Raw genomic sequence first — 8,204 nt, forward strand, 5'->3', positions numbered from 1 at the left:
TCGCGACATTCAGCTTGGAAGGCTGACGCTCTACCAACTGAGCTACTCCCGCATAATATGTTTTTCAATGGTGCCTCGGGCCGGACTTGAACCGGCACGGGATAAATTTCCCACAGGATTTTAAGTCCTGTGCGTCTACCGATTTCGCCACCAAGGCATTTGTACACTTTCGTTTTCAGTATTTTTTACTTACTCACAGGTACTTAATTAGTATATCATATTTAAATTATATTGTCAACACTTTTTTTCATCTTTTTCATAAAGATGTATTATGGGTGTATTATTAAGTCAAGTGTAACAAAAAATATATTAAAAAAACATAGTAAAAATGATTTAAAACTAAATTTAAAAGCTATAACTGCTTTTCTCAAATCCTAAATTTATACGATTTTTAATAGTTATATTTTGAATATATTCAAGTATGCCAAAAACTTACTTATGCTCAAGAAATTTCATCATTGCATAAAAATTTTCCAACGTAAATACTTTATATAAAAATCTATACTAAATAAAATTATGCCCCTATGATCTGCCATTCATATCCTATATTTAGGAATATATATATAAAGCACTAAATGGAAGATACATGAAAATATTGGACTATCGTTTATCAGAAAAATACTGTTTTCATGATATGATAGCATAAAAAAATTATGAGCAGAAAAAAATCTGCTCTTAATTCTTCTATTTATTTTCTACATATTCTTTTATGATTTTTTCTGCCTTTTCAGTTATCTCATCATAAGTTCCTTCTGGCTTAAATTTTTCCAGCACTGCTACCTCAATTTTTTTAGGCTTTGGAAATTTCATATATCTTGAATATGCCTCAAATGCTCCCTTTATACCAATACATTGAATATCAATATTTAATTCCTTTGCTATAATAGCAAATACTTTTTTAAATTGAGCAACTTTCCCATCTTTTGTTCTTGCACCTTCTGGAAAAATTACAATACTTTTTCCACTTTTTAAATATCCAACAATTTCTTCTACACTTTTTCTGATATTCTTATTAATATCAATTAACACGACATTTCCATTTGAAACAAGCAACTTCATTACACCTTTTTTAAAATACCAGTCAATCGCTAAAAATAATGTGTTAAAAACAATTTTTCCAGGAAATAAAGAACCTAAAATTAATGGATCTACAAAACTTTGGTGATTTGATACAAAAATTTGTGGTTCATTTGTTAATTTTTTCTTATCAATTTTTCTCACTCTGAAATACAAGTCAACGACTGGCTGTAATGCTTTTAATAATCTTGTTACCCAACGTTTTTTATTATCTTGTATAGGTTTTGTTTCACTAATAATTTGATTCCAGTCTACATCATTATCTTCAAATTTTGTAGCTTTTTGGTTAATGTATTCGGATAATAATTTTAAATTTGGCATTTCAGCAAATTTTTCTTCATCTAGCTGAATTCCAAAACTATTTTCGATAAATGCAAAAAATTCTACAATATCAAGTGAATCCATTCCAATTTCAAGTTCCAGATTTTCTTCTGGCTGCGGCTCAATTCCTTTATTTTTCTTGACATATTCCTTTAATATTTTGTATGCTTCATCTGTTGGTTCAGGTGTTTTTTCTTTTTTGATAATTTCATTTTTTTCATATAAATCAGGTAACATAAATCTACGTATTTTCCCAACTCGAGTCTTTGGCAACTCTTCTTCAAACAATTTATAGTCAAGAATTTTTTCATAATTATGTGCCTTCAAATTATAATCTTCTACAATATTTCTAATATAAGCCTTTGTATTTGTAATTCCACGTTTTCTAAATTCTAATAATTCTGGAACAATTATTGCAGCCAGTTTATTCTGATGATTAAAAACTCCAATTTCTTTAATCAATCCATTACTTTTTGCAATTACTCTATTTTCAAGCGTTTCTGGATCAATGTTCTTACCATTTGATAAAACAATCATCGTGTTTTTTCTTCCACGAATTGTAACAAATCCTTCTTCATCAATTGTTGCTAAATCTCCTGTTTTAAACCATCCATCTTCGGTAATCACTTCTGCTGTTTTTTCAGGTTTATTATAATATCCCTTCATTACAATTGGTCCTTTAACCCACAACTCTTCATCCACAATTTTTATATCCACATTATGTAATTTTTTCCCAACTGTCCCAATTTTTCTCTCTTTTTTTGAATTTACAGCAATAACTGGAGAAGTTTCAGTAAGTCCATAACCTTCCAAAGCATAAAATCCCAATGTTTCGTAAAATTTTGAAATTTCAGGATCCATTTTCGCTCCACCAACAACAATAAAGTCAAGGTGTCCTCCAAATTTTTTATGAACTTTTGCAAAAACTTTTCTTTTTATCTTTAATGATTTTACATTACTCATCATTTTATAAATAAATCTTGTAATAAATTTTGCATCAATTTGTTGTTTTATCCCATCATAAAATAATTTAAATACTCTAGGCACTCCAATTATCGCAGTTACCCTATTTTTTTCAAGTGCCTCAAATATTTCCTTACTTGCAATTTTTTTTGCAAATACAACTGATGTCTGATATTTCAACATTAAAAGCACACTTGCAGTTAAAGGCAGGACATGATGAAACGGCAATATTGCCAAAATTTGATCTCTATAATCAAATATTCCTTTTTCATAGAGTCCTTCCATTTCGGTATTTAAGTTATTAAACGATAACATTACACCTTTTGGATTTCCTGTTGTTCCTGAAGTGTAAAGCATAGCGGCTGTTTCATCTCCAGTTGGATTATCAAGCTCAAATTGCATATTTTTTATAATATCCATTTTTTTTTGCTCAATAATAATTTTATCCACATTTACTAATTTTATGCTATCTTTTAAACTATATTTTTCAATTGCTCCTAAAACATTTTTTTCTGTTTCATCTGAACAAAAAATCACATTTGGATGTGAATCTTCCAGCACGTATAAAATTTCATTTGGATTACTGTTGGCATCAATGGCGATTCCAGCAGATCTTTTATCCCATACAGAAAAAAAGCTATAAATCCATTCTGGACGATTTTCCATAACTATTAGCCCAAATTTTTCACTTCCTAAATCAACTATATATTCAGAAAAATATTTTATATTATTTATCAAGTCAATATAATTAATATGTTTATTGTCAAAGTCAACTAATGCCAGTCGCTCCGTTCTCTCTAAAAACATAATTTTCCTCCTCTTTTTATTGGCATATCCAAAATTCAATTTAGTATACCATAATAAAGAAGAAAAGTGAACTGTTCATTTTTTATACGGTCAATAACTATCACATCAAACATCAATTCTAATAATTTACTTAATTAAACTGATTGTTTTTTTTAATACAATAAAACTAATTATCCTCTAAATTTTAAATATCTGTTTTATGTTATTTAAAAATTTTTTTATCTGTGGTGCGTTATTATTAAGATTTTCATAAAATTTTTCTTGTAATACGAATTTTTCTAAATTACTAGCACTAATTTCAATAATCCCTTTCGTTTTTTTATACTCGTCAATGAACATAAATATTATTTCTCCTTCTGCATTTACCTCAATTTCAATTTTTCCATGTGCAATTGAATTTCTAAATTTATCCAATATGTATTCTTTTACTTTTATTTTATTTTCATATTCTGTTTTTAAGTATTCTATTGCATCTTCAAAGGATTCTTTTTCATTTTCTTTATCTTGTACCGATAAAAATCTACACAAATCTTTAAAAGTTTTTATTTTAAATCCTTCTATATTTATTTTATTATCAATTTGTTCTAAATCGTTGTCCTCTAGTCTGTTTAATACATTTACACTTCTCAGATATAAAAACATTAATTTAAATATAAATGGAGATATTTCATCTTCTTCCAATTCATTTAAATTCTTTAATTTTTCCATTTTTTCCTCATTACTTTTCGATTTTTTATATTCAATTATCCAATCATTTAACCTTGACATATGAAATAATAAATTAGATAATTCGGTTTCAATATCTTTATAAAACTTTATAGTATAAGAAAAATCAGCAGTATCTCTATTTATTTTATATCTTTCACACAATTTTTTTATTCTTTCTTCAAAAATTAATTCTGTAATGTCTTCCTCTATCTTTTCAAAAATATCAGAGTTGTCATTAACATATTTAATTAAAGCATCCACATTTTCTGGATCTTGTTTGTCAAATAATAATTCCATATTTCTATTTATTTCTTTTATTTCAAATGAATCTTCTTTATTTTCATCTTTAAAAAGTTTATGTTTTATTTTTAAATACATTCCTTTACTATCTTTAGGATAAATTATACTCAATTTATTAGGAATACCATAATTTAAATTATTTGAAAATAGAGTTCCTATAAAATTATGAAATATTGGCTCAAAAATAATTGCTTTAAATTTTAATATATCTTCATCCATATTATACATTCCAAAAGTTATTAAATTATTTTGTTTATCAAAAGCATAATTTCCATGTTGCATATGAGCTATTGAATTCCTAATTTTTTTTAATTTTTTCACTATATTCTTTTCTTTATCAATACATATAAATTCTTTTTTATTTTGATTTATTTTATTTATCAGATTTTCTGTATCCAGTTTAAACTCCATGTCGTTCACATCATAATATTTAAAATCTTGAAATTTATTTCTTAAATCATTTATCTGATTATTTATAAAATTTCTGAATTTCTCTCTATTTTCTTTTTTAGTTTTTTGAATTGGAATATTTTCATCAAAAATTCTTCCTTCAAATATATCCTCGATATATTTATCTGCCAATAAATTAATGAACCTATTTTTTTCTGTTTTTTCATTCATAAATAATAACATACAACCATCTAAAAATATTCTGAATCTATATAAATTTTCAATTTCAATTTTATCAAATTTCCCTTTCTTTAAAGATTTCTTCACTTTTTCAACATTAACTTCTCCTCTGTATAAACTTTCATATTTTTCTATAAGAATTTTATTATTCTCTATATAATGTAACGCCTTTTTCATCGTTAATCTCCTTTTTCAGTTTATTTTTTATAGATTTTAACTCAATGTCTAATTTACATAATTATAAACGTCTCTTACTATATAATTATTTTTCTAATTAGAATATTTTTCAAAATCCTTATCCAGTAACGCAGGTGTAAACTCAGTTATCACAGTTTCTATCAAATCATTCTTATAATACGGATCTTCTTTTAATATTTCATCAAGTTCTTCCCTTGTTATATTATACGCAAGGATAAGTCCGCCAGTTGGAGGATTTTGCCGTCCACCAGCAATAAATTTTCCAGCATCAATATTTTTTTGAATAAACTCAAAATGCTCCTGTCTAAATTTCCCCACTTCCTCCAGCGGTTTTGTATAAGTTGTAGATATAATAAAAATTTGTTTCATAAGTCTATTTTCCTCCTAAAATTATTTTTTTCACTCTATTATTTTACAATATATTTAAAAATAATCAACCTTTTATTATAAAATTTAATAAAAAAAGAACCTACTCTATAATCAATAAAATAGAAACAGGTTCTTTATTTTCATATTTAACTTACTATCAAACTATCAAAAACTTAAAAAATTAATACCATCCTCTTAATTTCATTGCTTTTGAAATTCTTTCGATACTCTTCATATAAGCAGCATTTCTTAAATCTACTTTGTATTCATCTGCTAAAGCCCATACATCTTCAAATGCTCCTGACAATAGTGCAGCTTCTTTTTGTTGAACTTCTTCAAATGGCCAGTAGTAACTTTGTAAGTTTTGTACCCATTCAAAGTATGAAACTACAACTCCACCTGAATTTGCTAAAATATCAGGAATAACTACGATTCCTTTGCTGAATAAAACTGCATCTGCTTCTGGAGTTGTTGGTCCATTTGCTCCTTCTGCAACTACTTTTGCTTTAATTCTATCAGCATTTTCAGATGTAATTTGATTTTCTAATGCACATGGTGCTAAAACATCAACTTCTAGTTCTAATAATTCAGCATTTGTAATATCTTTTCCATATCCTTTGTTTTCTGTAATACGTCCATTTGCTTCAAAATCTTTAATTACAGCTTCCATGTCAATTCCATTTTCATTGTAAATTGCTACATGTGAATTTGAAAATGCTACAATTTTTGCACCATCTTTGTATGCATAATAAGCTGTATAGAATCCAACATTTCCAAATCCTTGAACTGCATAAGTTGCTCCTTTTACATCAATGTTTAATTTTGCTAGAGCTTTTTTAGCTGTTAAATTAACTCCATATCCAGTTGCTTCTGTTCTTGCAAGAGATCCTCCAAATTCTAAAGGTTTTCCTGTAAATACACCTTTTGTTGATTTTCCTGCAACTTCTTCATAAGCGTCAACCATCCAAGACATAATTTGTCCATTTGTATTAACATCTGGAGCTGGTATATCAACTTTTTCTCCAATAATTGGTGAAATTGCTTTTGCAAAACCTTTAGAGATTCTTTCTAACTCAGCTTTAGAATAATCTTTAGGATCAATTGCCATTCCACCTTTTCCTCCACCATAAGGAATTCCTGCTACTGAACATTTAAATGTCATCCAAGTTGATAATGCCTTTACTTCATCTCTTGTTACATTTGGATGGAATCTAAGCCCACCTTTAAATGGTCCTACCGCATTATTGTGTTGAGATCTGTATCCTACAAATGTTTTAACAGTTCCATTATCCAATTTTACTGGAAATGATACTTCCAAAATTCTCATAGGATTTTTCAAAATTTCATAAACAGCTGGATCTGCATTTAATTTATCACAAGCTGATTTAATTTGCTTTTGTGCAATTTCAAATGGATTTAATGTTTCTTTTGCCATTTTTTCTACCTCTCTTTTTTCTAGTCTATTTGATTTTCAACTTTCCTGCCGAAGATCTTCTCTACTCGTATATAATACTACAATTTCACATAAAATTGCAAGCATTTTTTTAATCACATTTTCTATTTTTAGTATGTGAAAAATCCCACAAACTCAATTTTTATCGTATATTTTTACTAATTTAAATTTTTAAAAAAAATTTATTTTTTTCTACTTTTCTTCTGAAAATTCATCCACTCAAACACATTTTCAAATGTTTTCCCTTTCAACTTAGCCTTCTCACTTCCACCTTTCCCAGCATTACTCGGTTCAAACCCAAAAGTTGTCTTAGCTTTAGAATTTTTTATTTTATCTCGATTTTATACACCTTCTACTTGATTATTCAAAAAATATATCCATGAAAAATGTCCTGGAAATCTAGAATTTAGTTCATCTGTTCCAGTCACATTTTCATAATATGAATACCAAGCATTGTCAGCTCCAGCCTTCAACAAATCTCTATATGTTGGAAGCGAGAATTTCTGCGGTGTAACAATCCCATCATCTGCCGCTGCAATAAACCAGACTGGTGTTTTTTTCATTTTTTGAATTTTTTCTTTTGTTACCCATAAATTTTTAGTTTCCTCGAATTTTGAAGCTGCACTATTTTCTCCACCTGCAGAAACTTCTATATCTTTTGCTTTGTAAGTTCCATCTGTATTTCTAGCATATTCGCGATAAGCATATGCCTCGCAAATTGGTACAGCTGCTGCAAAATAGTCTGGATAAGTAATTATCATATTTACTGTCATATATCCAGCATTTGAATCTCCAGCAACTAGACTTTCCAGTATTCAGAAAGAAGTAAAAGACTATTTTTTAAGTAAAGAATTTAATGAAAAAGTTAAAGATTTAATTTCAAAATTTTTGGAAAAATAAATAAAAAAGGAGAGTGTCCATTTATAATTTTAGGAATTTATATAAAAAAATTTATGCTCTTGAGATTTTAATTATTTTGAAAACTGGTTTAAAAAATATGCCATCTAACTTATTAAAAAAATATCATTTAAAAAGTCCATATAACATCCATATAGCTTGAAAAATCGATTTTTGATATAAACTTTTCTATGCCTTAAATAAAAATTTTAATTTGTAGGGGTTATATGGGCAAATTTGATATAATCAAAATATTTTGTGTTAATTATTTGGAATGTATAAAGTTGAAAGAAAAAACTGGACTTTCATTGTATCTCGAGACAAGATAGTTCTCCCCGTCTGTTTTTCTGTAATATATTTTATTCCTTTGTTAAATGATATTTTTCAATGTATTCTTCCATATATTTCACACCTGTTTTTCTTCTATTTTTTCTGGCTATATCAAGTGGAGTATTCCCATTTTTATCTTTAAATAAAATTT

5 protein-coding genes and 1 tRNA gene are annotated in these 8,204 nt (G+C 27.3%); all 6 read right to left on the reverse strand.

The window, feature by feature from the left end; translation table 11 throughout:
• Positions 1 to 68 precede the first annotated feature (68 nt).
• Positions 69 to 157, reverse strand: a tRNA-Leu gene (locus ACO409_RS09460).
• A gap of 527 nt (positions 158 to 684) precedes the next feature.
• Entirely contained in the window at positions 685 to 3,168 is a 2,484-nt protein-coding gene (locus tag ACO409_RS09465; RefSeq protein ID WP_485556692.1) for an AMP-binding protein, read from the reverse strand.
• Between the two features lie 177 nt (positions 3,169 to 3,345).
• Entirely contained in the window at positions 3,346 to 4,983 is a 1,638-nt protein-coding gene (locus ACO409_RS09470) for a hypothetical protein (protein WP_485556695.1), read from the reverse strand.
• Positions 4,984 to 5,076: 93 nt separating this feature from the next.
• The gene (locus ACO409_RS09475) at positions 5,077 to 5,373 is read right to left on the reverse strand and encodes a YciI family protein (RefSeq protein WP_485556697.1); all 297 of its coding nucleotides are present in this window, start codon (positions 5,371 to 5,373) and stop codon (positions 5,077 to 5,079) included.
• A gap of 181 nt (positions 5,374 to 5,554) precedes the next feature.
• Positions 5,555 to 6,808, reverse strand: a complete 1,254-nt coding sequence (locus ACO409_RS09480) for a Glu/Leu/Phe/Val family dehydrogenase (protein ID WP_485556699.1) — start codon at positions 6,806 to 6,808, stop codon at positions 5,555 to 5,557.
• A 359-nt stretch (positions 6,809 to 7,167) separates the two neighbouring features.
• A complete protein-coding gene (locus ACO409_RS09485) occupies positions 7,168 to 7,599 on the reverse strand; it encodes a hypothetical protein (protein ID WP_485556701.1) in 432 nt (143 codons plus the stop codon).
• Positions 7,600 to 8,204 lie beyond the last annotated feature (605 nt).

Source organism: Leptotrichia sp. (genome assembly GCF_057270615.1).

Bases quoted from the DNA above. Each gene is read 5' to 3' on its own strand.
- ACO409_RS09465 (WP_485556692.1), bottom strand. From the start codon at position 3,168: ATGTTTTTAGAGAGAACGGAGCGACTGGCATTAGTTGACTTTGACAAT.
- ACO409_RS09470 (WP_485556695.1), bottom strand. From the start codon at position 4,983: ATGAAAAAGGCGTTACATTATATAGAGAATAATAAAATTCTTATAGAA.
- ACO409_RS09475 (WP_485556697.1), bottom strand. From the start codon at position 5,373: ATGAAACAAATTTTTATTATATCTACAACTTATACAAAACCGCTGGAG.
- ACO409_RS09480 (WP_485556699.1), bottom strand. From the start codon at position 6,808: ATGGCAAAAGAAACATTAAATCCATTTGAAATTGCACAAAAGCAAATT.
- ACO409_RS09485 (WP_485556701.1), bottom strand. From the start codon at position 7,599: ATGACAGTAAATATGATAATTACTTATCCAGACTATTTTGCAGCAGCT.